General features: G+C 58.4%; 21 protein-coding genes. 12 read left to right on the plus strand and 9 right to left on the minus strand.

Going from position 1 to position 20,156, the window contains the following annotated elements; translation table 11 throughout:
* Positions 1-155: 155 nt before the first annotated feature.
* The gene (locus IEX44_RS19870) at positions 156-1,217 is read left to right on the plus strand and encodes an AraC family transcriptional regulator (RefSeq protein WP_188698346.1); all 1,062 of its coding nucleotides are present in this window, start codon (positions 156-158) and stop codon (positions 1,215-1,217) included.
* A gap of 172 nt (positions 1,218-1,389) precedes the next feature.
* Here the strand turns inward: IEX44_RS19870 and IEX44_RS19875 are convergent, their stop codons facing one another.
* The 5 genes from IEX44_RS19875 to IEX44_RS19895 form a co-directional block, all read right to left on the minus strand.
* Positions 1,390-1,716, minus strand: coding sequence for a hypothetical protein (locus IEX44_RS19875; RefSeq protein WP_188698349.1), 327 nt, complete (start codon positions 1,714-1,716; stop codon positions 1,390-1,392).
* A gap of 322 nt (positions 1,717-2,038) precedes the next feature.
* Positions 2,039-2,380 carry an FKBP-type peptidyl-prolyl cis-trans isomerase gene (locus tag IEX44_RS19880; RefSeq protein ID WP_188698352.1) on the minus strand — a complete coding sequence of 114 codons (342 nt, stop codon included), beginning with the start codon at positions 2,378-2,380 and terminating at the stop codon, positions 2,039-2,041.
* Between the two features lie 32 nt (positions 2,381-2,412).
* Positions 2,413-2,964 carry a cysteine hydrolase family protein gene (locus tag IEX44_RS19885; protein ID WP_188698356.1) on the minus strand — a complete coding sequence of 184 codons (552 nt, stop codon included), beginning with the start codon at positions 2,962-2,964 and terminating at the stop codon, positions 2,413-2,415.
* Between the two features lie 193 nt (positions 2,965-3,157).
* Positions 3,158-3,583: a hypothetical protein gene (locus IEX44_RS19890; RefSeq protein ID WP_188698359.1), complete on the minus strand. Its 426-nt coding sequence runs from the start codon at positions 3,581-3,583 to the stop codon at positions 3,158-3,160.
* A gap of 115 nt (positions 3,584-3,698) precedes the next feature.
* Complete coding sequence (locus IEX44_RS19895; protein WP_188698362.1) at positions 3,699-5,456, minus strand: FAD-dependent oxidoreductase; 1,758 nt, start codon at positions 5,454-5,456, stop codon at positions 3,699-3,701.
* 222 nt (positions 5,457-5,678) lie between these two features.
* Between IEX44_RS19895 and IEX44_RS19900 the strand changes: the two genes are divergently transcribed.
* From IEX44_RS19900 to IEX44_RS19910, 3 genes are all read left to right on the plus strand, one after another.
* Entirely contained in the window at positions 5,679-6,212 is a 534-nt protein-coding gene (locus IEX44_RS19900; protein ID WP_188698365.1) for a DUF2127 domain-containing protein, read from the plus strand.
* A 99-nt stretch (positions 6,213-6,311) separates the two neighbouring features.
* On the plus strand, positions 6,312-7,625 hold the full coding sequence (locus tag IEX44_RS19905) for an NRAMP family divalent metal transporter (protein WP_188698368.1): 1,314 nt from the start codon (positions 6,312-6,314) through the stop codon (positions 7,623-7,625).
* 119 nt (positions 7,626-7,744) lie between these two features.
* Positions 7,745-8,062: a plasmid stabilization protein gene (locus IEX44_RS19910; protein ID WP_188698371.1), complete on the plus strand. Its 318-nt coding sequence runs from the start codon at positions 7,745-7,747 to the stop codon at positions 8,060-8,062.
* A 6-nt stretch (positions 8,063-8,068) separates the two neighbouring features.
* Here the strand turns inward: IEX44_RS19910 and IEX44_RS19915 are convergent, their stop codons facing one another.
* On the minus strand, positions 8,069-8,812 hold the full coding sequence (locus IEX44_RS19915) for an SDR family oxidoreductase (RefSeq protein WP_188698373.1): 744 nt from the start codon (positions 8,810-8,812) through the stop codon (positions 8,069-8,071).
* Positions 8,813-9,376: 564 nt separating this feature from the next.
* Between IEX44_RS19915 and IEX44_RS19920 the strand changes: the two genes are divergently transcribed.
* Together IEX44_RS19920 and IEX44_RS21215 are read left to right on the plus strand one after the other, a co-directional pair.
* Positions 9,377-10,261, plus strand: a complete 885-nt coding sequence (locus tag IEX44_RS19920) for a transporter substrate-binding domain-containing protein (RefSeq protein WP_188698376.1) — start codon at positions 9,377-9,379, stop codon at positions 10,259-10,261.
* A gap of 268 nt (positions 10,262-10,529) precedes the next feature.
* A complete protein-coding gene (locus tag IEX44_RS21215; RefSeq protein WP_188698379.1) occupies positions 10,530-12,020 on the plus strand; it encodes a carbohydrate-binding protein in 1,491 nt (496 codons plus the stop codon).
* Between the two features lie 3 nt (positions 12,021-12,023).
* Here the strand turns inward: IEX44_RS21215 and IEX44_RS19930 are convergent, their stop codons facing one another.
* Positions 12,024-12,854 (minus strand): AraC family transcriptional regulator, encoded by an 831-nt coding sequence (locus IEX44_RS19930; protein WP_188698382.1) that lies wholly within the window; start codon positions 12,852-12,854, stop codon positions 12,024-12,026.
* Positions 12,855-12,986: 132 nt separating this feature from the next.
* Between IEX44_RS19930 and IEX44_RS19935 the strand changes: the two genes are divergently transcribed.
* Both IEX44_RS19935 and IEX44_RS19940 read left to right on the plus strand, forming a co-directional pair.
* The gene (locus tag IEX44_RS19935; RefSeq protein ID WP_188698385.1) at positions 12,987-13,502 is read left to right on the plus strand and encodes a carboxymuconolactone decarboxylase family protein; all 516 of its coding nucleotides are present in this window, start codon (positions 12,987-12,989) and stop codon (positions 13,500-13,502) included.
* Positions 13,503-13,620: 118 nt separating this feature from the next.
* Positions 13,621-14,454, plus strand: coding sequence for an AraC family transcriptional regulator (locus tag IEX44_RS19940; protein WP_188698388.1), 834 nt, complete (start codon positions 13,621-13,623; stop codon positions 14,452-14,454).
* Between the two features lie 48 nt (positions 14,455-14,502).
* On the opposite strand, the gene IEX44_RS19945 is transcribed toward IEX44_RS19940, so the two are convergent.
* Positions 14,503-15,225, minus strand: coding sequence for a hypothetical protein (locus IEX44_RS19945; RefSeq protein WP_188698391.1), 723 nt, complete (start codon positions 15,223-15,225; stop codon positions 14,503-14,505).
* 386 nt (positions 15,226-15,611) lie between these two features.
* Between IEX44_RS19945 and IEX44_RS19950 the strand changes: the two genes are divergently transcribed.
* Positions 15,612-16,211, plus strand: a complete 600-nt coding sequence (locus IEX44_RS19950) for a LysE family translocator (RefSeq protein ID WP_188698394.1) — start codon at positions 15,612-15,614, stop codon at positions 16,209-16,211.
* Between the two features lie 23 nt (positions 16,212-16,234).
* Here the strand turns inward: IEX44_RS19950 and IEX44_RS19955 are convergent, their stop codons facing one another.
* Entirely contained in the window at positions 16,235-16,993 is a 759-nt protein-coding gene (locus IEX44_RS19955) for a CDP-diacylglycerol diphosphatase (protein ID WP_188698397.1), read from the minus strand.
* 215 nt (positions 16,994-17,208) lie between these two features.
* Between IEX44_RS19955 and IEX44_RS19960 the strand changes: the two genes are divergently transcribed.
* The 3 genes from IEX44_RS19960 to IEX44_RS19970 all read left to right on the plus strand — a co-directional run bounded on the left by IEX44_RS19960 (position 17,209) and on the right by IEX44_RS19970 (position 20,096).
* The gene (locus IEX44_RS19960; protein WP_188698400.1) at positions 17,209-19,122 is read left to right on the plus strand and encodes a B12-binding domain-containing radical SAM protein; all 1,914 of its coding nucleotides are present in this window, start codon (positions 17,209-17,211) and stop codon (positions 19,120-19,122) included.
* Positions 19,123-19,179: 57 nt separating this feature from the next.
* Complete coding sequence (locus tag IEX44_RS19965) at positions 19,180-19,806, plus strand: glutathione S-transferase family protein (protein WP_188698404.1); 627 nt, start codon at positions 19,180-19,182, stop codon at positions 19,804-19,806.
* Positions 19,807-19,874: 68 nt separating this feature from the next.
* Positions 19,875-20,096, plus strand: coding sequence for an HP1242/YdcH family protein (locus IEX44_RS19970; RefSeq protein ID WP_188698406.1), 222 nt, complete (start codon positions 19,875-19,877; stop codon positions 20,094-20,096).
* Positions 20,097-20,156: the final 60 nt, after the last annotated feature.

Here is a 20,156-nt window from a genome sequence, read left to right on the forward strand (position 1 = left end):
GCGTGGGTCGCAAAGCCGCGCTGCTACTGGATCGGGCTGTGCGTTTGGTCACAAGTCTTTGGGCCGTATGGACTTTACCTGATGGCCCGACAAGGGATGCCTCGCCAGGATGATTTCAAAAACATCAAACAAGAAATCGCACCCTGGAGGTTTGCATGCCGGCTCTGCACCGTGCATTGGCTCGTACCGTATCTAACCGGATCGCTGTCCATGTTCAGCGTTCAACTGAACAAGCCGGACTATCTGCCGCCCTGTTCGCCCGCCACACGGGTATTACCGCTGAAGATCTGATCGACCCGCATGGCCGCATTGATGGAGAGCGCCATCGTCGCATGGTGCAACTGGCGGGGCGCCTTGGTTTGCCACCGGTGGTACTGGAGCGCGACTGTGCGGTGCTGTTTGGCGACTTTCCAGTGCTGGGCAACCTGTGCCTGAACGCGCGCACCCTGCGCGAGGCCTTGGCCGCATTCAGCACGTATCGCCCCTTGATCGGTGAATTTGATTTCTTGCTGTGCCGCATTGCCGGGCAACAGGTGCGGTTTGAATATCTGGCTGAATTCGCGCCTTCCAGCGGGTTTCAGGCACTGGCCAATTTTCAGGTGCTGGCCTCGTTGACGCGGGTGTACGACCAGGCCATCCCGACCTGTTTCGCGGTGGAACTGATGGGTAAAGCGCCACCGCCGTATCTGGTCCGGCGAATCAATGATTTCTTCGGCGCGCCGGTTCGCTACGGCAGCGCCGCCAACCGCATGCAGTTTGCTGCGCCCATGCTTGATGACCCGTTTGCCCAGCACAACGCCATGCTTGCGCCCATGTTGCAGCAGCATGCACAGCAAGAACTGGACCGGATCCAGCAATTACATTCTTTTGCGGCCAGCGTGGAGAATCTGATTCTGGCGTTCATCAACGATCCGCAGACCGATACGCGCGGCTCAGCACTCTTGCAGCAATTGTGTGACCGGTTGCAGACCTCGCGATGGTCGTTGCACCGGCAGTTACAACTGGAAGGGACGCATTTCAGAGCGCTTGAAATGAAGGTAAAGATCAATGAGTCTCGCCGTTTGCTGGGTAATCCGCAGATCACGCTGGCGCAGATCAGCGAGCAATTGGGATTTGCATCGCAAAGTGCATTCACGCGGTTCTTCAGGGCAAGACATGAGATGGCGCCGCTGGCCTTCCGGCAGCACGCGTTGCTGCGGGTCAGAGCCCCGGCCTGAGTGGTGATGGCGGGAAATGAAAAAGACAAGCAGGCGACAGTACCTGGGAAGAAGTGGACAGACCCGGCTTGTGGCCACCTGCTTGTAGACGGAGAGTCGTCGAGTGCCTTGAAGTAAAAAGCCCGCTGTTGCGGCGGGCTTTTCCTGGCAACAAATCTTTTAAAGCAACGATTTAGTCAGCAACGACGCGACCCGGTTGTTGGTCAATCTGGGCCGCGAAATTCTGTGTCGCGTAGGCTGACGCCTGGCCACGTGTACTGGCGTGAGAAACCGGGAATTCTTGCGCGGCAGGGCGCAATTCGAAGCCGTTACGACCTGGTTGCTGGTCAATTTGCGATGTGTAGTTTTGCGTTGCATGCGAAGCGCGTTGCCATACCGGTAAGGCGCCTTGCTGGGCGGTCGGTGTGGCCACGGCCTGGTTGCTGTCGGCAGCTTGTGCCGAGAAAGCAGCGGTGGCAGCAACAGCAGCAAAAATGAGGGATGCAGCAAACTTGTTCATGATGTTTCTCCGTGTAGATTCAAGGTTTTAACCTGACGTCGTTGTTGTTTTGTTCGCGACGTTGAAGCCATGGTATGCCTCGAAAGTACGTAGAAAAACTACCAAACCGTTGTTAGTTTGTTTCCCGTTTATTGATAAATGTCAGTGTCATCCGACATGGGTTTTGAGGTGGGCAAAAAGGGTGACCAGAGTGCCCCGGTGCCAACCCGCGCCACGCTTTGCTTCGCGTGAAGGGGGTGGCAAACCGGGGAAGGGCAGATCAAAAACCGTGCAAACGGTTGACATCCACCTGTCGGTTTGCCGCTTGTCGTCTCTGTAGTGATCAGTCGTCTCGGGTCAGAACTTCCAGTAATTCAATTTCAAAAATCAGGTTGGAATGCGGCTTGATATGCGGCCCGATCTGGCGATCGCCATAGGCCAGATGCGCAGGGACAAACAACTTGCGTTTGCCCCCGACTCTCATGCCTATCAAACCCTGATCCCAGCCTTTGATCACGCGGCCGGTGCCAATGACGCACTGGAATGGCTTGCCCCGATCGTGCGAGGAATCAAATTTGGTGCCATCTTCCAGCGTGCCGGTGTAGTGGGCGGTAATCAGCGCGCCGCGGGCAATTTCTTTGCCCTCGCCGACGACGAGGTCTTCAATGATCAGTTCGTTGTTCACAATGGGTACTCCTGAAGGGTGGGGTGATTTTCTCACGCGCCCGGTTTTTGGTGCATGGCGATGTCGGCGGTGCTTTGCAGCGTTACAAACGGCCCGCTCAGAGTGGCATTGTGATGGGCGATGATGGCGCTGGCGGCCAGTTGCGGGGTGTCCACGCAGCTATGCGCATCGCTGGCCAGGACGGCGTTATAACCGCGGTCGGCGGCTTCGCGGCAGGCCGTGTCTACGCAGTACTGGGTCTTCATGCCGGCAATGATCAACCTGCTCACGCCATCCTGTTGTAGCCACTGAGCCAGTGGCGTGCTGTTGAAGCAACTGATCCGGTGCTTGTCAAAAACCCGGTCGCGGGTGGGATCGATGTCCAGCGCCGCAGAGAGTTGCCACAGCGGGCTGCCCGCCGCGATGGGCGAATCGGCGGGACCGGTATGGCGTACCGCATAAACCGGTGCGCCGGCTGCGCGCGCTTTGCCGATCAGGATATTGATATTGGCCAGCAGATCAGTCAGCGCATGCGGGCGTTCCGGGCCGCCAACGTGGCCGGCTTGCATATCGATGATCAACAGGGCGGATTGCGAAGCAGACATAGGTGTTTCTCCAGATGGGGTGCCAATCCGGACGGGAGAAACAACAAGGCCCCGACCAGACTGGCGGGGCCTTGAAACGGGGGAATCTTGCGCTCACAACCCCGTACACGGCCCGCCTGTGGCGGTCGTGGTGGTGGTGGTCGTGGTGGGGCGCAGGTTCATGCACTCAACATAATTGAGCGGCTGCGCGACGTCAACGGTGTGTCTTGAGCGCGGCGATCTGCCGCTGATAGGCATATTCGTCGGTGTGATACAGCTGGGTGCTGGCACCGCCCTTGATGGTCAGTTGCAATACCCTGGCCTTGAAGGTGCTGCCCAGCGCCACGATGCCCATATCCAGATTGGCCTGACTCAGTTGCGTCACCAGATGCGGCCCGGACAACCTGCCATTGACGGGCGCGCTTTGCGTTTGCGTCTGGCCGTCGGTGTCGACAAAGGTTTGCTCCAGCCGCCCGGTCCACTGCGCGTTGCGTGTGGTGACGATCTGCAGCATGTAGACGGTGCGATCAATCTGGCCGACGTAAGTGCCATCAAGGCTTTCTGCCCGCGCGGACAGGCAGGCCACGGACAAACATGCGATCAGCCATAACCGGCACAGTGAACGCAAAGTTGCTGCCATGTCTTGCTCCCTTGTGGTTGTTCGCACCCCTCATTGCTTTGTTTATTGTACGGTCTGTCCTGGCAGGAACAAGCCATTCAAGGTATTTTCCATCGCCCGGCCGCTGCCACCTGGTTTAGCGGGCGGCGGCGATGGCGGCGCGGTGCTGCGCCAGAAAGGCGTGGATCTGCGCCACGACGGCCGCCCCTTCACCCACTGCCGCCGCAACACGCTTGACCGAGCCCGAGCGTACGTCGCCAATCGCAAAGACGCCTTTGACGCTGGTTTCCAGTGCAAATGCCGGAATCTGCCCATCTGCTGCGGCATCCAGCCCGGTGGGCACAAACCCTTTTTCGTCGATTTTTACCGCGCAATCACGCAGCCAGCTGGTGTTGGGGTCGGCACCAATAAACAGGAATACATGACGTACCGGCATGGTGGTTGACGCTTCCTTGCCGGCGCGGCGTGTGCGGACTTCCACGCTGGCCAGGCCGTGTTCGTCACCATCAAGCCCGGCAATTTCGGAATACGGATGCAACTCGACGTTGGGCAATGCCGCCAGCCGTTCGATCAAATAGCGCGACATGCTGGCTTCCAGACTGGGGGCCCGGATCAGCACATGGACTTTGGCAGTGTGTGCCGCCAGGAACACGGCGGCCTGACCGGCCGAGTTGCCGCCACCAACCAGAATGACTTCTTCATCCCGACACAATTTGGCCTCAACGGGTGACGCCCAGTAATACACGCCACGCCCTTCAAAGCGGCATAACTGGCTGATTTGTGGCCGGCGGTATACCGCACCACTGGCAATGACGACGGTTTGCGTAGCAATGCAGCGGCCATCATCAAGCTCAAGTTCGATCGGGGTGCGATCACAGTGCAACGTCTTGATGGCCAGCGGAATCGCCACGTGTGCGCCAAACTTCTGTGCTTGTACAAAAGCGCGACCGGCCAGTGCCTGACCGGAAATTCCGGTCGGGAAGCCAAGGTAGTTCTCGATGCGGGAACTGGCGCCAGCCTGGCCACCGGGAGCACGGCAATCGAACACCGCCACTGACAAGCCTTCTGACGCGGCGTAGACCGATGCGGCCAGCCCGGCCGGGCCAGCCCCGACGACGACGACATCGTAGACGTGGCCGGGATCGAACTCCGGCAACAGGCCCAGATGGCTGGCCAGTTGGCCTTCATCTGGCGCGCGCAGCACATTGCCATCCGGACAGATCACCAGCGGGAAATCACTGGGCCGCACCGAAATACGCGAGAGCAGATCAACGATGTCCGGATCGGTCTCTGCTTCCATGATGGTGTGTGGGTAGGCATTCCGGCGCAGAAAGCTTTGCAGTGCATGCAATTTGTTGTTGGCCTCACCACCGACCAGCACCAGCCCGCGGCCGCGCTCCAGCAAGCCCACGCGGCGCAAGATCAGCGCACGCATGATGCGCTCGCCCAGTTCGGCCTCGGCCACCAGCAAGGCGCGCAGTTGATGAGGTGGCAAGAGCAGCGCGGTGACAGGTTCCAGAGTCAGGCCATCTGCCAGCGAAGGCTTACCCGATAACTGCGCAACTTCTGCTGCAAATTCAAACGGGCCCTGTTCGATAATGATGGTGGAATGGCCCAGCCCGTCGCGGGAGATGATCCGCACGCGTCCGCTGAGAATCACAAACAACCCGGGCCCCGGCTGGCCAATTTCAAACATCATGGTCTGGGCCGGGTACTCACGGATTTCGCCAAAGCGCCGCATGCGTTCGACTTCTTGCTCTGTCAGTTTGGGAAAACGCTGATGATGGCGGGATTCCAGCGGTGAAAAGGGCGCATCCCCGGTGCCTTCCAGTATTTCGTTGGCGGGCAAGGTCGGTTCTGCCACAGAAACGGCAGCCTGGGTCAAAGCAGTCATGGCAAAACCTCTGGGGACGGACTACGGTGGGCACGCGATCAGCATAGTTCACCACGGCTGTGTGACGGCCATGAAACCGCATCGACCAGCCATGCGGTGGAGTATGGGCTGCATCTTCTGGCTCACGTTTGACGACAGTGCTGGCGGAACGAAAAGTCTATGACAATGGTCTTTGGCTTATCAGCAGTTCATGATTGATGACCCAATGCAGGATGACATTGCATGCAACCCGCATCACCACTGACACGGCAACGTGTAGAACGCGCGCCTGAACTCGATTCGCCCCGCGTGCGCGGGCAACGCACCTTGCGCACCATCGCCGCATTCGAGGCGCTCAAGGGTCTGGCGGCGCTGGCGGCAGGTATCGGTCTGTTGAGCTTTGTTCACCACGATATCCGGCGCCTGGCGCTTGATCTGATTGGTCATGCGGGGTTGTCACCCTATGCCCACTACCCGGCGGTCTTGCTGCGTTATGCAGACATCGTGCAGGACGCCAATCTGCGATTGTTGATCCCCGCCGCGCTGGCTTATGTGCTGTTGCGGTTTGCCGAGGCCTGGGGCCTGTGGTTTGACCGCTCTTGGGCACAGTGGCTCGGCGCGATCTCCGGCGCGATTTACATCCCGTTTGAGGTTCACCATCTCTTCCTGAAACCCACATTGGTCAGTGCGCTGATCGTGCTTGGGAATCTGGGTGTGGTGATCTTCCTCGCTGCCCGCGTCTGGCAGCAGCGCAAGACCCACCCGGCCACATCTTGATCTTGTCAGATATCACTCGCACCGACTAACGCCACCCGCCGCTGGGCGAGGGTGGGGCGCCGGTTGAAGATCAAGACGTCTTCAGACGGGAGCGTCGCCATGAGTGATTCAACCAGCACCGGCGGCGTGGCCAGCGTGAGCACCGCGTTGCCTGCCTCTACGCGCTCTGGCAAACGCTGGTGGCAGCAATTGGGGCCCGGTCTGATTACCGGTGCGGCAGATGATGATCCCAGCGGCATCGCCACCTATTCGCAAGCCGGCGCTGCCTGGCGTTTCGATACCTTGTGGGCGTTGCTGGTGGCATTTCCGCTGATGTACGCGGTACAGACCATCTGCGCACGCATTGGCCGCACCACGGGGCATGGTCTGGCGGGCAACCTGCACCGGCATTATTCGCACTGGCTCTTTTATGTGATGATGTTGCCCATGTGCGTGGCCAACATCATCAACATTGGCGCTGATCTTTCTGCCATGGGCGATGCGCTGGCGTTGTTATCCGGCATCAAGTCGCCGCGTTTGTTCATGATCCTGTTCGGCGTGGGGTGCACGATTGCGACGGTGTGGGTGCCCTATCGACGATACGAATCCGTACTGAAATGGCTGACGCTGGTGCTGTTTGCCTATGTGGCCGTGTTGTTCTTCAGCCATGTGCCCTGGGTGGAAGTGACCAAAGCGCTGGTCTGGCCCACGCTGCACTGGAATGGCAAATACCTGACGACCATCGTGGCCATGCTGGGAACCACGATCAGCCCGTACCTTTTTTTCTGGCAGGCCTCGCTGGAAGTCGAAGACCTGCGACGATTTCCCGATCGCCGTCCTTTATTGCAAGCACCGGATCAAGCCCCCGCAGCCTGGTCGCGCATTCATAACGACACGCTGGCGGGCATGATTTTTTCCGGGCTGATTGCCGCGTGTATTGTGGTGTCGACCGCAGCGACGTTGAATGCCCATGGCATCACGGAGATCAACACCACGGCGCAAGCGGCGCAAGCCTTGCGGCCCGTTGCTGGTGCAGCGGCCTTTGCGCTGTTCGCGGTGGGCATTATTGGTACGGGCTTGCTGGGCGTACCTGTGCTGGCAGCTTCTGCGGCGTATGCCGTGGCGGGCACGCTGCACTGGCGGGGTAGCCTGGATGAGAACGCCGGTTATGCGCCACGCTTTTATATGGTGCTTGCCGCTGCCGTGCTGATTGGCCTGGCGCTTGACCTGATCCACATGGATCCAATGAAAGCGCTGTTCTACAGCGCTGTCGTCAATGGCGTAGTGGCCGTGCCGATCATGGTGATGCTCATGCAACTTGCAGCCAACCGCAAAATCATGGGCGATTTTGTCGTGAAAGGGCCGGTACGGGTGATGGGCTGGCTGGCCACCTTGCTGATGTTGCTGGCCGTGGTCGCCATGCTGGTCTGGTGAGCGGTGGTGCGCTGACAAAGGTTGCCGTTGCGCGCTGACACGCAAGCGACGGCACGTAGCGTAAACCTGGTATGAAAGAACAGCGCCGCTGTTCGTCTCACGGAACACAGGAGGATGTCATGCCACGCGGTGATAAATCGTCGTATACCGACAAACAGAAACGGATGGCGCAACACATCGAAGAGAGTTACGAGGACCGGGGCGTACCGGAAGAGGAAGCCGAACGTCGCGCCTGGGCCACCGTGAACAAGGAATCCGGCGGCGGCAAGAAGTCAGGGTCCGGGCGCGGAAAGCCGGAGGATCACTCTGTCTTTCGCAAAGGCGGGCGTCTGGGCGGCAAGGCGGCTGCCGCACGCACGCCGGAACAACGTTCCGCCTCTGCCAAAAAGGCCGCAGAAACCCGCAAGCGCAATGCGGCCGCCCAGACTCAACACTGATGGACCTCAGGCCACGCCCCCATTGGCGCGCAGGACCTGACCGTTCACCCAGCCCGCATCAGGCCCGGCCAGCATGCTGACCACGGCGGCAATATCTTCTGGCTCACCCAGTCGTTGCAGTGGCGGCATATTGGCAAAATGCTGGATTTGCTCTGGCGTTTTGCCATTGAGGAAGAGTTCGGTTGCGACCGGCCCCGGCGCGACGGCATTGACGGTGATATTGCGGCCACGCAGTTCCTTGGCAAACACCCGGGTGTATGACTCTACCGCTGCTTTGGTGGCGTTGTAAGTGGCATAGCCGGGCAGATTCATGGCGAGCGCCGTAGTCGAGAAATTGATCACGCGCCCGCCCTCGTTCAAACGTGCTGCTGCCTCCCGCAGGGTGTTAAACGTGCCGCGCACGTTGATTTCAAACATGCGATCAAACTGATCATCTGTGGTTTGGCTGACTGGCTGAACGGTCATGATGCCGGCGTTGTTGACCAGCACATCAATCTTGCCAAGGCGCTGCTCGACTTCATCAAACATCTGCCGCACTGCCACTGCGCTGGCCACGTCAGCCTTGAAGGCCATGGCCACGCCACCTGCTGCCACGATATGGGCGACGAGGGTTTCTGCTTCGGTGGCACTGGCGGCATAGTTCACCACCACCGCGAACCCGTCTCTGGCCAGGCGCTGGACTACGGCTGCGCCAATCCCGCGTGAGGCGCCGGTGACGAGGGCTACTTTGCGTTGTTTGTTGTCTTGCATGATGCTGCTCCAGAGGTGAGTGGGTAAGACGACATCCTCCACGAAAGCGCATGCCGGATAATCCCCAGGAACCTGGTAATATTGTTCGAATATCAACAACAATAAGATATTTGCGCAGTTGATTGTTCTGCAAACAGCGGTGACTGCCAGATCAATGATGAGTCTGCGTCCTGGGTATGCCCGTGAGGAAGTTTGCAAGGCTGTGATCAACTACTGCACGCGTGTTCACTTCATCGCTCGCGCATGGCTTTGCGCCAGCGCAATGAATGTAGTTTCTGACCGTTTATGTAGTAAAAGACCCCACTTGTCAGGTCATGCCACAGCGTTTGAAACAAGATAGAAGCTGGCGCGTTTTTCAGAATGAAAAACCCGTTTCTGCAGGCAGGCGGCAGAGGCTTGTTGCCCCGTAAAAGTGCAGAAAAATCAGAATGATGCGTATCTTTAACACGTTGCTTGTTTTTGCGCTATTGAGAAAAATCCCACTGCCATATTCATGACGTTGCCATGCAAATACACGGTAGAATCGAGCCGATCCTTTTTTACTCTGTGAGGCAGGGCATCACCATGCAACTGCGTAGTTTTATTACAGCTCTGGCTTACCCGCTGGCTGCTGCGTTCGTCGTCCTGGCCACCCCTGCCCAAGCCGATACCCTGGATAACATCAAGGCCACTGGCACAATCAACGTTGGCTATCGCCAGTCGTCGCAACCGGTGTCGTATGTTGTGAACGACAATCCGACCGGGTTCGTTGTTGATCTGTGCCGCGATATCGTCGCTACCACTATTTCTGATGCCGTTAAAAAGCCGGTAAAAATCAAGTTCGTGCCGGTCACTGCACAAAACCGTCTGACCATGCTCAAGGAAGGCAAAATTGACATGGAATGCGGCTCGACCACCATTACTGAAGAGCGCCAGAAACAAGTGGGTTTCTCTGTGGTGGATTTTGTAACCACATCGCGCCTCGTGAGCCTGGCCGGTACCAAGCCTTCGCTGCCTTCCATGGAAGGCAAGACGCTGGCGCTCAAGGCCGGCTCCAGTCACATTGAACTGATTTCCAAAATGGTCGGCGGTATTCACGTATTGAGCGTGAATGACGCTGCACAAGGCATTCAGGCAGTGCAAGATCACAAAGCCGCCGCGTACCTGGACGATGAATTGCTGATTCAGGGCGCCATCCACAAGGCTGGTCTGGACTTCAAACAATTTACGTTCAGCGATCCGCTGTCGGTTGAACCGTACGGTATTGCCTTTCGCCTGGGAGACACCGCGTTTGGCAAACTGGTGAGCGCTGGTGTGCGCAACAATTTCTCGCGCACCGAAAAAGCCATCCGTTCTGCCGAAACGTACTCGGCCGAGTTGGGTGTGCCGGTGAATACACTGACCCGCGACGCGATCCGTTCACCAGCGTATTCCCGCCAATGCAGTCTGATCGACAAGGGTGCTTGCTGAGTCTCGTTGCACGGCGCGTGTTCCCGGAAAAGGCAACCAACAGGGTTGCCTTTTTTTACGCCTGTCTCTGTGGAACATACACATTGGTATGTCATTCAGGCACTTTTACCGTTTATCGTGCCAACCCGGTTGCATAAGCGGTGCTGCTTGCTCAAAACCCGTAGCCTTATATAGTGTGGCGTCAGCGCCTTGAAAACGTTTTCAAATTTGCCTGACACCCGCAGGGCAGGTGATCGCTGCCGCAAAACAGAACCAGGACGGAGATAGCATGAGCAAACCGGCAGGCTCAACACGCCTGAAGGCATTGATGTGTGCGTTGGCCTTGAGCGGCACCATGCACGCTGGCGTTGCCATGGATGTCTCTCCGTACTTCATGACCTGGGCGTATGGCAACAACAACTACGCCGTGACCAGCCTGATGGATGCACATGCCAAGGCTGGCTTGCAGAGCGCCACGCTCGCGTTCCTGGTCTCCAGAAATGGTTGTGCCGTCGACAATTCCGTATCGCAAATGCAAAGTGACCTGACCGCGTTCCAGGCTGCAGGCGGGCGCGTGATCATTTCGTTTGGCGGGGCAGACGGTACGTATCTGGAAGCCGCCTGTACCGCGACTCAGATGGCCAACCTGATTGCCGGCATTTTGCAAACGACAGGTGTGCGGGCGATCGATTTTGATGTGGAAGGCGCCCAGTTGGGCAAAGGTAACCTCAACGTTGTGCGCAATGCGGCCATGCTGCAATTGCAGCAGCGGTATCCGTCGCTGTATATGTCTTTCACCTTGCCCGTGGCCCAGAACGGGCTTGATAGCAATGGCCTTGCGGTCGTGCAGTCAGCGGCGCTTGCGGGCGTGAATGTCAGCATGGTTAACCTGATGACCATGGACTACTGCGATAACAACTGCGGCATCAGCAATATGGGCAAGGTGGCGACAGGCTCTGCTACCGCGGTCTACAACCAGCTCAAGAACGTGTTTCCCGGCAAGACCAGCAGTGAGTTGTGGGGCATGATCGGCATGACACCCATGATTGGGGTGAACGATGATCCGTCTGAGGTGTTCAGCACCAACGATGCCAGTACGCTGGTGGGCTTTGCCCGGCAGAACGGAATCGGCCTTCTGAGCTATTGGGCCTTGCAGCGTGACCGTGCCGGCATGGGTAGCAAGGACGATTACTCGGACACCACTCAGACCAACTTTCAGTTTCTGCATATGTTCCAGTCGGCCCAGACGGGTGGGGGCGCTGCCACGCCAACCCCGACGCCATCCCCCGCGCCGACGCCAACACCGACTCTCGCGCCAACACCTGCTCCAACGCCGGTGTCCGTGCCAACGCCAACGCCAACGCCCGCACCGTTGCCGGGCGAGGCTTGCTACACCGCCTGGAATGCCAATACAGCCTACCTGGGCGGTGCGCTGGTCAGTGAAGCCGCAGTGAACTACAAGGCCAACTGGTGGACGCAGGGCAATAACCCGGCGACCAACAGCGGCCCGGCAGGCAGCGGCCAGCCGTGGGCGGTGGTTGGTCATTGTCATGGTGCGGCGACTGTCCCCACGCCGGTTCCGCAATCAGCACCCACGCCCGCGCCGTCGGCGGGTACTTGCCCGGCCTGGCAAGATGGTGGCAACTATGCGGTTGGGGCCGTCGTGAGCTTTAACGGCAAGAACTACACCGCTCTGGTGACGCAGACGGATTACGCGGGCGCCAACTGGAACCCTGCCGCGACGCCCTCATTGTGGAAGGCAGGCGGAATGTGCAAATAGCGCTTATGGCTTGACTGCCTGATCGCGTAGCCATTCTCGCGGGCTCTGGCCGGTTTTACGACGAAACGCCCGCGCCAGCGCAGAGGGGCTTTCATAGCCCACTTCACTTGCCACGATCTGGATCGATGCCCCTTCACGCAGGCGCTGGCGGGCCAGACCCAAGCGCCACTCCAGCAAGTAGTCCCCAGGGGATTGCCCTAGCACCGCTTGAAAATGTGCGGCAAACCGGGCGCGGGACATCAGCGCGGCGGCGGCCAGTTTGTCCAGATTCAGCGCGTCGCCTGGGCTGGTGTGAATCAATGCCAGCGCTCGTGCGAGGCGTGCATCGGCAAGCCCGGCCAGCATGCCGCTGTTCACACTGTGATGGTCTAGCAAATGCCGCATGAGTTGAATCACCAACAGTTCAAACAAACGGTCGACCATGGCCACGCGCCCGCATCCGTCTCCAAAAGCCTCAGCAAAGAGCCATTCCAGTGTTTGCCGTAACTGCGGCATCTCTTTGAGTGGCAACAACAGATAGTCCGGCATCGCGCTGGCCAGCGGATTGCCACTGCCGCCATCAAAACCCAAAGCAGCGCAGACAAGTTCGGTTTGATCGGTCTCGACTGAATGCAATCGGTGGCGATAGGGGCGGGGAATGAACAGCAGGCTGGGCTCGGTGATGGTTACCTCGAGCCCGTCTGCCAGCGTAACGGTCACCCGGCCGGCCCGCAGCAAATGCACGGTGCCCGTGGCAGCGCTGCCGTCAAATGAAGTAATGCCGCAGAACGCACCGCTATGAAAAACGCCGGCATGTACCGCAAAACGGGTTAACAGACTGGAGAGTCGGTCCATATCAACACATCCGGTTTGAGACGATCTGTTGCATATTGTGGATGATTTGCAGCCGATTTGCTGGTCTTGCTGCGTAATCTGCTGACTATGCAATCACGCATAAACAACCAGCCCTGAATACGGAGACCCATCATGACGATCATCAACCCTGTTGTTCCGGAAAACGCCCCGGATGCTGTTCAAACCCAGTTGCAGGCTGTGGGGCGCGCAGTGGGTTTTGTGCCCAATATGTACAAAGTGATGGCCAATGCACCCGCCACACTGGGCGGATACCTGCAATTGCAAGGCGCATTGATGCGCTCGAGTTTGTCGGCCAAAGCGCGTGAGGCTGTGGCCCTGGCGGTGTCGCAAGTGAACGGTTGTGGCTATTGCCTTGCCGGGCACAGCTTTGCTGCCGGGAAAGTTGGCCTGACCCAGGCGGAGATCGCGAGCGCCCGTAATGGTGAGCTGAACGCCTTTACCCGACTGGCGCAACAAATAGTCGAGACCCGTGGCCATGTGTCTGCCGCCGACCTGGCCGAGGCGCGCGCCGCAGGTATCACTGATACGCAATTGATTGATGTGATTGGTGTGGCAGCGCAACTGACACTGACCAACTACCTCAACATCATCGCCCAGACGGAGATCGACTTTCCGCCCGTAGCCTGAGGTATCACGTGCGGCATGACCAATCCTTCTGGTTATGCTGCACGAATATTCTAGAATGCCCGGTCCAATCCCATATAAGCTCGTACAAGCTACGGGCGTAACGCGGGGGTGAACCAACATGGGGGCGAGTGACTGGCTGGAGTTGCGACAAGATGCGCAAACCCGCATCGAAACCATGCACGCGCACTTTGAAGGGCATGCCTATGACCCGCACTGGCACGATACCTATGTGATTGGCGTTACCCGCCAGGGCGTTCAACAGTTCAACTGCCGTCGTAATCGCGTCAACAGCACGCCCGGCCATGTGTTCTTGCTGGAGCCCGGTGAAATCCACGATGGCAACGCGCCCGAAGCAGAGGGATTCACCTACTACACGCTCTATATCGATCCGGCATGGCTGGACGGCGCCATGGCCAGGCTGTTTGAAGAAACGCCGGGCGGCTTCGAGATGGGTTTTACCAATACGCTGTCTGATGATCCTGCGCTGGCGCTGGCGACCATGGGCGCATTCAACGCGCTGCATCACCATGAAATGCGCATTGTGCGTGAAGCAAGTCTGGATCGGCTGTTGACCAGCCTGACTGCGCATCTGTCCTGGCGCAAGACGCAGGCCGATGTCCAGTTACCCGCCGCCGCCTGGCGTGCAAGGGATTACCTGCACGCCCATTACATGGAAGACATTGGTCTGGATGAACTGGCCCAAATAGCCGGGACCGATCGCTTCCGTCTCACCCGGGCCTTCAAGTCAGCGTTTGGTGTCGCGCCCCACGCCTACCTGATTCAACTGCGCCTGGCGCGGGCCCGCACGCGGCTGGCCAAGGGGGATACCCCTGCCGAAGTCGCCGCGGTATTGGGTTTTGCGGATCAAAGTCACTTCGGCAGATGGTTCCAGCGCGCCTACCGGTTAACCCCGGCGGCCTACCGCAAGATTTGCACAAGGTTGCCGGGGTAGCCGCCACGATGTTGAGGGCATAGGCGTTTCCAACGTGCCTGGAGAGTATCAGCGGCCTGCCATGGCCGACATCCCGCGCAAAACCGTTCCGGCCTTTTCCGGTGCCAGGGTAGTCACTCGCCCATAAAAATCAGCCATGATGTCACAGGCAGTTGCATCGTCGACCCCAACGCTCGAAGGCGATACGCCCTGCAGGATGCGAAGCTTGTTGCCATATTTTTGCGCCATGGCCTGCACCAGGGGCGTCACGGTCGCAATGACCTGCTCTCTGGTGCCGGGCTTTTGCGGATCAGTCGCTGAAGAGCGGAGTACATCGATCATGGCGTCCTCGGCTTTTGCTTTCAGTGGGTTGTTTGAATCCATGATGGCCGCCTGGGCTTTTTGAAAGTCCGCACTGTTGGGCAATTTGCCGGTGATGGACGCAAAACATATACCGGGTGCTGTTTTACCCAGTTCTCTGGCGACTTCGATCTGCGTTCTGAACAGCTGCACAATGGCGTCGTCGGAGGCTGCAGAGGCATGTTTGAGTGCCAGTGCCTGGCCTGCGGTGAACGCTTCGGCACGAGCGGCATCAATACTTTCTCCGCTCGTGTACGCTTTTTTCAGGTGAGTGGTGAAGGATTCAAATTCGACTGGATAGTATTGCTGGAAGGCAGAGAAGAGTCTGTTTTCCTTCAAAGCACTGCGCAGTTCGTAATCCTGGATGGCCGGGACCACAACCTGGCGATGAATCATCATGCCGACAACGACAAAACCAACCAGCACGCCCATGCGCACGACCGGGTTGATTTCCTTGTTGGTTATTTTTTTGCAGATCGTCAAAACGGCAAAGCCAATGGCGCCAGAAACGGCGCCAATGGCACCGGCCGCAAGATAAGTAGCGAAAGAAGAGACCACGATCATCATCCTTGAGTGACGGGCGCTGGCTACCCGGTGATGAGACCGGTATCAGCCGAGCGCGTGCGGATAGGTAAAACGCTCAAGTCTGGGGAGGCGGAATCTGGATGTCTTCGGGTTTTTTCTGAAAATGGCCGGACGCGAGTTGCTGATGAAGGTCATCACGCATCGGGAAATGCGTGCACGGATCTTCCAGACTGAGCACGGGAGGCGTTGAACAATGAGGGCTCAACAGCGCGCTTCATGCGCAGGAGCCGAGCATGCAATCCCTTCTCCCATTTACCGTGTTTGCCCTTGTCGCCTCGATCACGCCAGGGCCGGCTAACATTCTGGTGTTGTCCAGCAGTGCCCGCTTTGGTTTGATGCCCGCATTGCGGCTGATGCTGGGTATTTGTGTTGCGGCCTCGTCGATCGTGCTGTTTACCGGATGGGGGCTTGGTGGTTTGTTGATGGCTCATCCGGGCATGCAGACTGCCGCCAGGTGGGTGGCGCTGGTCTGGCTCACGCATTTATCCTGGTTGTTGTTTCGTCATCCGCCTGAAGTACCGCAAGCGGGTGATACGGGTCCTGGCCAGATCGGCATGCTGGAGGGTGGCGGGCTGCAGATCGTCAATCCCAAGGTGTGGATGATGGCGCTGGCGGTGGTGAGCGTGTTTGCCGGTAACGGCCCGGATAAATCTACCAGGGTGGCCTTGATGGCGCTGATTTTCTTCGCCGCTGCCGTGCTGTGTATGGCGCTGTGGGCGCTACTGGGGCGCGGCGTGGCTATGTTGCTGCATGCGCCACAGCACTGGCGCTGGCTTAATCAGGCGCTGGCCGTGTTGTTGTTACTGTCAGCGTGGTCGAGCATGCTGGGTTGAGCGCGTGACCCGTCACACGACTATTACTGGGGTTTGGGCTCAGCCTGGACATTGCCGCAGCCGTCCAGCAAATCTTCTGCATGGCCCTGGTTGTGATCGCTATAGTGGCCAATCAATATCAGTGGACGCTGGGTGTTGCCATCGGCCACGCTGGCGGCAAAGGCGGTGATGTTGCCTTTGTCGGCGGCCAGTTCGGGATGGGCTTTGGCCAGGGTGGCGAACACATCCGCGTCAATGTCCGGGCCAGCCAGGCGGCGTGCCAGATAATGCTGTACCCCGTCGCTGGTGTTCAGATCCAGCGGCTGCCAGGAGCTATTGAACTGGCTGGCTTGGGTGGCCAGCTGTTTGGCTATGCCTTGTTCGACACAACTGATATGCACATGTAACTGGCCCTGACTGCGACCCGGAATCGAGTTGATCGCAATGCCCACACGCGCCAGCGGCACACCACCACTCACTGGCTTGGCATCCGCAAACACATGCCGCAGGCGCCAGGCCTCAGCAAACCAGTCGTGTGTGCCGCTTTGCCAAAGCGCTTCGTTCTCAATGCCGCAGACCTTTTGTCGTGGCACCAGCAAGTAGTGATAGGGCGCGCGGTTGTTTTCGAAAATCCCGAACGCGTCATCGTGATATGGACAACTGACCGGGTCTGGCGTGCCGTTGTAGCACACATGTTCCAGCACACGCGGCAGGTCATTGCGGCCTTTGCAGGACTGATCGTCGGCGGTTGCCAATGCGCTGGCCACAGTCAGGGCGGCGAGGAGAAAACGACGTACTTGCATACAGGCTCCGGCGAGTCAGAAGACCCGATACGAACGGGTATAATAAGGGTGCCAGTGGGCGGCTGGCAGGCCAGAATATACCGTTGCAAAGCCACGTTCGTGTGACAATCCGCCCTGTCCCGAGCGAGCTGAAATCTTGAGAGCCCTATGTCTGTACGTTGTAACCGGCCTTGCGCGCCGGTGTATCTGTCTTGCCTGATTACCCGGAGCGCCGCATGACCACCCCTCAGAGCACGCGCGTGCTCTCGTTGATCCCGCCGATGACCCAACTGAATACGCCGTATCCATCCACGGCTTATCTCACGGGCTTTCTGCGCTCGCGCGATGTCACGGCATTCCAGCATGATCTGGCGCTTGAGCTTGTACTGAGCCTTTTTAGTCGCCCCGGTTTGCAACAGCTGTTTGATCACATCCAGAACACCATTCCGGCGCGCAAACGCAGCGCGGCGGTGTACCAGTTTTGCGAGCAGTTTGAGCGATATCTGGCCACGATCGATGCCACAGTGGGTTTTTTGCAAGGGCGGGATTCGACGCTCGGTCACCGTATCTGCAACCGCAATTTCCTGCCGGAAGGCCCGCGTTTCGAGTCACTGGAAGTCTACGTCGATGAAGACGGTGGCGATCCGCTGGCCTGGGCGTTTGGTGCGCTCGGCATGCAGGACCGGGCTCGCCATCTGGCGACGTTATATCTGAACGATATTTCGGACGTCCTGCGCGAGGCAGTCGATCCGCGTTTTGAATTTGTGCGCTATGCCGAATCGCTAGCCCAAAGCCAGCCGACGTTTGATCCGCTGGCGCAAGCACTGGCCGCGCCGACCAATCTGGTGGATGACACGTTGCACGCGTTGACGCTGGCCGCCATTGAGCAACACAAGCCGACACTGGTGCTGCTGTCAGTACCGTTCCCCGGCGCGGTGTATGCCGCGTTTCGCATTGCACAGACCATCAAAGCGCATGATCCATCGATTGTCATCGGTCTGGGTGGCGGCTTTGTAAATACCGAACTGCGTGAACTCAAAGAACCACGCGTTTTTGATTACGTTGACTATGTGACGCTGGATGCCGGCGAGCGCCCTTTGCTGGCGCTGCTGGAGCATATTGAGGGCAAGCGTTCACAACAGCGGCTGGTGCGTACGTTTGTGCGCAATGCTGAGGGTAAGGTCCAGTACATCAACATGATGGAAGCCGATGTGCCGTTCGCTGAGGTGGGCACGCCGACGTGGGATGGCTTGCCGCTGAACAAGTATCTGTCGTTGCTGGACATGCTCAACCCCATGCACCGGCTGTGGTCAGACGGCCGCTGGAACAAGCTCACGGTGGCGCACGGTTGCTACTGGAAGAAATGCAGCTTTTGCGATGTGAGCCTGGACTATATCTCTCGCTATGAGAATGCCTCGGCGGTGGAACTGGTTGATCGTATTGAGCGCATCGTCGCCGAGACCGGCCAGACGGGCTTTCATTTTGTCGATGAAGCCGCGCCGCCCAAGGCGCTCAAAGCACTGGCCGAAGAACTGCTGCGCCGTAATCTATCCATTTCCTGGTGGGGCAATGTGCGGTTTGAGAAATCGTTCTCGCCGGAGCTATGCCAGTTGCTGGCCGATAGCGGCTGCATTGCCATCTCCGGGGGGCTGGAAGTCGCCTCTGACCGGCTGTTGAAGCTGATGAAAAAAGGGGTCTCGGTAGAGCAGGTCGCCCGTGTGACACGCGCGTTTTCCGAGGCTGGCGTATTGGTCCACGCTTATCTGATGTATGGCTTCCCGACACAAACGGTACAGGACACGGTTGACGCGCTGGAATATGTGCGCCAGTTGTTTGAAGAGGGTTGCATCCAGTCTGGCTTCTTCCACCGCTTTGCCTGTACGGTGCACTCGCCTGTTGGCCAGAACCCTCAAGAATATGGCATCACGCTGGAGCCACTGCCTGAGATCACTTTCGCCACCAACGATGTTGGTTTTGTCGACCCCACCGGGGTGGATCACGACCTGATGGGCGAGGCGTTGAACAAGGCGCTGTATAACTTCATGCATGGCATTGCCCTGGAACAAGACGTACGGCGCTGGTTTGCCGTGCGTGTACCCAAGCCACAGGTACCGCGCCATCACATCGCTCACGCGCTGGGAACGATGTAACGCCAAGGCAAGCCATGACCTAAACTGACGATTCGCAATCGACAACAGGTCATGGCCATGTACACGCTTTATGGCACCAAAACCTCCGGCGCGGCTGCGGTGGAAGCTGCCCTGGCGCTGCTGGATGTCCCCTATAAGGTGGTCGATGCTGCCGCCTGGGAGCCCGGCGCGGGGCTGGATGAGCTCAAGCGCATCAATCCGCTGGCGCAGATCCCGACCCTCGTATTGCCAGATGGCAGTGTGATGACCGAAAGTGCCGCGATCCTGATTCACCTTGGGCTGGCCTATCCGCATAGCGGCTTGCTGCCCACTGATCTATCTGATCAGGCGCAGGCGATTCGCGGCCTGGTTTACATTGCCGCGAACTGCTATGCGGCCATCGGGGTGATCGACTACCCGGAGCGCTGGGTTGCGCAGGCCGATGAAGACACGCTCGCGGCGATCAAACTGGGCTCCCGCCAACGTCTTCATCTGTTGTGGGACACCTTTGCCGATACCTGGCCGGCTGCGCCATTCTTGAATGGGCCAACACCAGGCGCACTCGATTTCCTGGCTGTGGTGGTCTCCAAATGGTCAGGTACGCGTGCGCATTTGCAGGAATCCCGCCCGGCCTTCAGCGACCTGCTGGCGCGGATTGAGATCCATCCGTGCTTTGCGGAAGTACAAGCCCGATACTGGCCTTGATACGGATCAGCACGGGGTGCGAGGCAAACCCATAGCTTAAGGGTTTGACCACGACAGAGGTGCCGCACATGTTTCCGGAATACCGAGATCTCATTACCCAGCTCAAACAATGCGATCCGCATTTCACCCGTCTGTTCAACCGGCACAACGAACTGGATCACGCCATCAAGCACATTGAAATCCACGTACCGGGTTACAACGATCTGGAAGTCGAAACCATGAAAAAAGAGAAACTGCGCATCAAAGATGAATTGCACGTGCTGCTGAAGAAGGCCGCCGCGCCGGTTTGATGCCGGACAACGCACAAAAAAACCGCAGCACGGCGCTGCGGTTTTTTTGTGTACGTCTTT

The organism is Silvimonas amylolytica, assembly GCF_014645555.1.
GTDB classification, from domain to species: domain Bacteria; phylum Pseudomonadota; class Gammaproteobacteria; order Burkholderiales; family Chitinibacteraceae; genus Silvimonas; species Silvimonas amylolytica.

What these genes read in the sequence shown, in the direction of transcription:
- IEX44_RS19870 (WP_188698346.1), top strand. Translation starts at nt 156, where the DNA reads ATGCCGGCTCTGCACCGTGCATTGGCTCGTACCGTATCTAACCGGATC.
- IEX44_RS19875 (WP_188698349.1), bottom strand. Translation starts at nt 1,716, where the DNA reads ATGAACAAGTTTGCTGCATCCCTCATTTTTGCTGCTGTTGCTGCCACC.
- IEX44_RS19885 (WP_188698356.1), bottom strand. Translation starts at nt 2,964, where the DNA reads ATGTCTGCTTCGCAATCCGCCCTGTTGATCATCGATATGCAAGCCGGC.
- IEX44_RS19890 (WP_188698359.1), bottom strand. Translation starts at nt 3,583, where the DNA reads ATGGCAGCAACTTTGCGTTCACTGTGCCGGTTATGGCTGATCGCATGT.
- IEX44_RS19895 (WP_188698362.1), bottom strand. Translation starts at nt 5,456, where the DNA reads ATGACTGCTTTGACCCAGGCTGCCGTTTCTGTGGCAGAACCGACCTTG.
- IEX44_RS19900 (WP_188698365.1), top strand. Translation starts at nt 5,679, where the DNA reads ATGCAACCCGCATCACCACTGACACGGCAACGTGTAGAACGCGCGCCT.
- IEX44_RS19905 (WP_188698368.1), top strand. Translation starts at nt 6,312, where the DNA reads ATGAGTGATTCAACCAGCACCGGCGGCGTGGCCAGCGTGAGCACCGCG.
- IEX44_RS19910 (WP_188698371.1), top strand. Translation starts at nt 7,745, where the DNA reads ATGCCACGCGGTGATAAATCGTCGTATACCGACAAACAGAAACGGATG.
- IEX44_RS19915 (WP_188698373.1), bottom strand. Translation starts at nt 8,812, where the DNA reads ATGCAAGACAACAAACAACGCAAAGTAGCCCTCGTCACCGGCGCCTCA.
- IEX44_RS19920 (WP_188698376.1), top strand. Translation starts at nt 9,377, where the DNA reads ATGCAACTGCGTAGTTTTATTACAGCTCTGGCTTACCCGCTGGCTGCT.
- IEX44_RS21215 (WP_188698379.1), top strand. Translation starts at nt 10,530, where the DNA reads ATGAGCAAACCGGCAGGCTCAACACGCCTGAAGGCATTGATGTGTGCG.
- IEX44_RS19930 (WP_188698382.1), bottom strand. Translation starts at nt 12,854, where the DNA reads ATGGACCGACTCTCCAGTCTGTTAACCCGTTTTGCGGTACATGCCGGC.
- IEX44_RS19935 (WP_188698385.1), top strand. Translation starts at nt 12,987, where the DNA reads ATGACGATCATCAACCCTGTTGTTCCGGAAAACGCCCCGGATGCTGTT.
- IEX44_RS19940 (WP_188698388.1), top strand. Translation starts at nt 13,621, where the DNA reads ATGGGGGCGAGTGACTGGCTGGAGTTGCGACAAGATGCGCAAACCCGC.
- IEX44_RS19945 (WP_188698391.1), bottom strand. Translation starts at nt 15,225, where the DNA reads ATGGGCGTGCTGGTTGGTTTTGTCGTTGTCGGCATGATGATTCATCGC.
- IEX44_RS19950 (WP_188698394.1), top strand. Translation starts at nt 15,612, where the DNA reads ATGCAATCCCTTCTCCCATTTACCGTGTTTGCCCTTGTCGCCTCGATC.
- IEX44_RS19955 (WP_188698397.1), bottom strand. Translation starts at nt 16,993, where the DNA reads ATGCAAGTACGTCGTTTTCTCCTCGCCGCCCTGACTGTGGCCAGCGCA.
- IEX44_RS19960 (WP_188698400.1), top strand. Translation starts at nt 17,209, where the DNA reads ATGACCACCCCTCAGAGCACGCGCGTGCTCTCGTTGATCCCGCCGATG.
- IEX44_RS19965 (WP_188698404.1), top strand. Translation starts at nt 19,180, where the DNA reads ATGTACACGCTTTATGGCACCAAAACCTCCGGCGCGGCTGCGGTGGAA.
- IEX44_RS19970 (WP_188698406.1), top strand. Translation starts at nt 19,875, where the DNA reads ATGTTTCCGGAATACCGAGATCTCATTACCCAGCTCAAACAATGCGAT.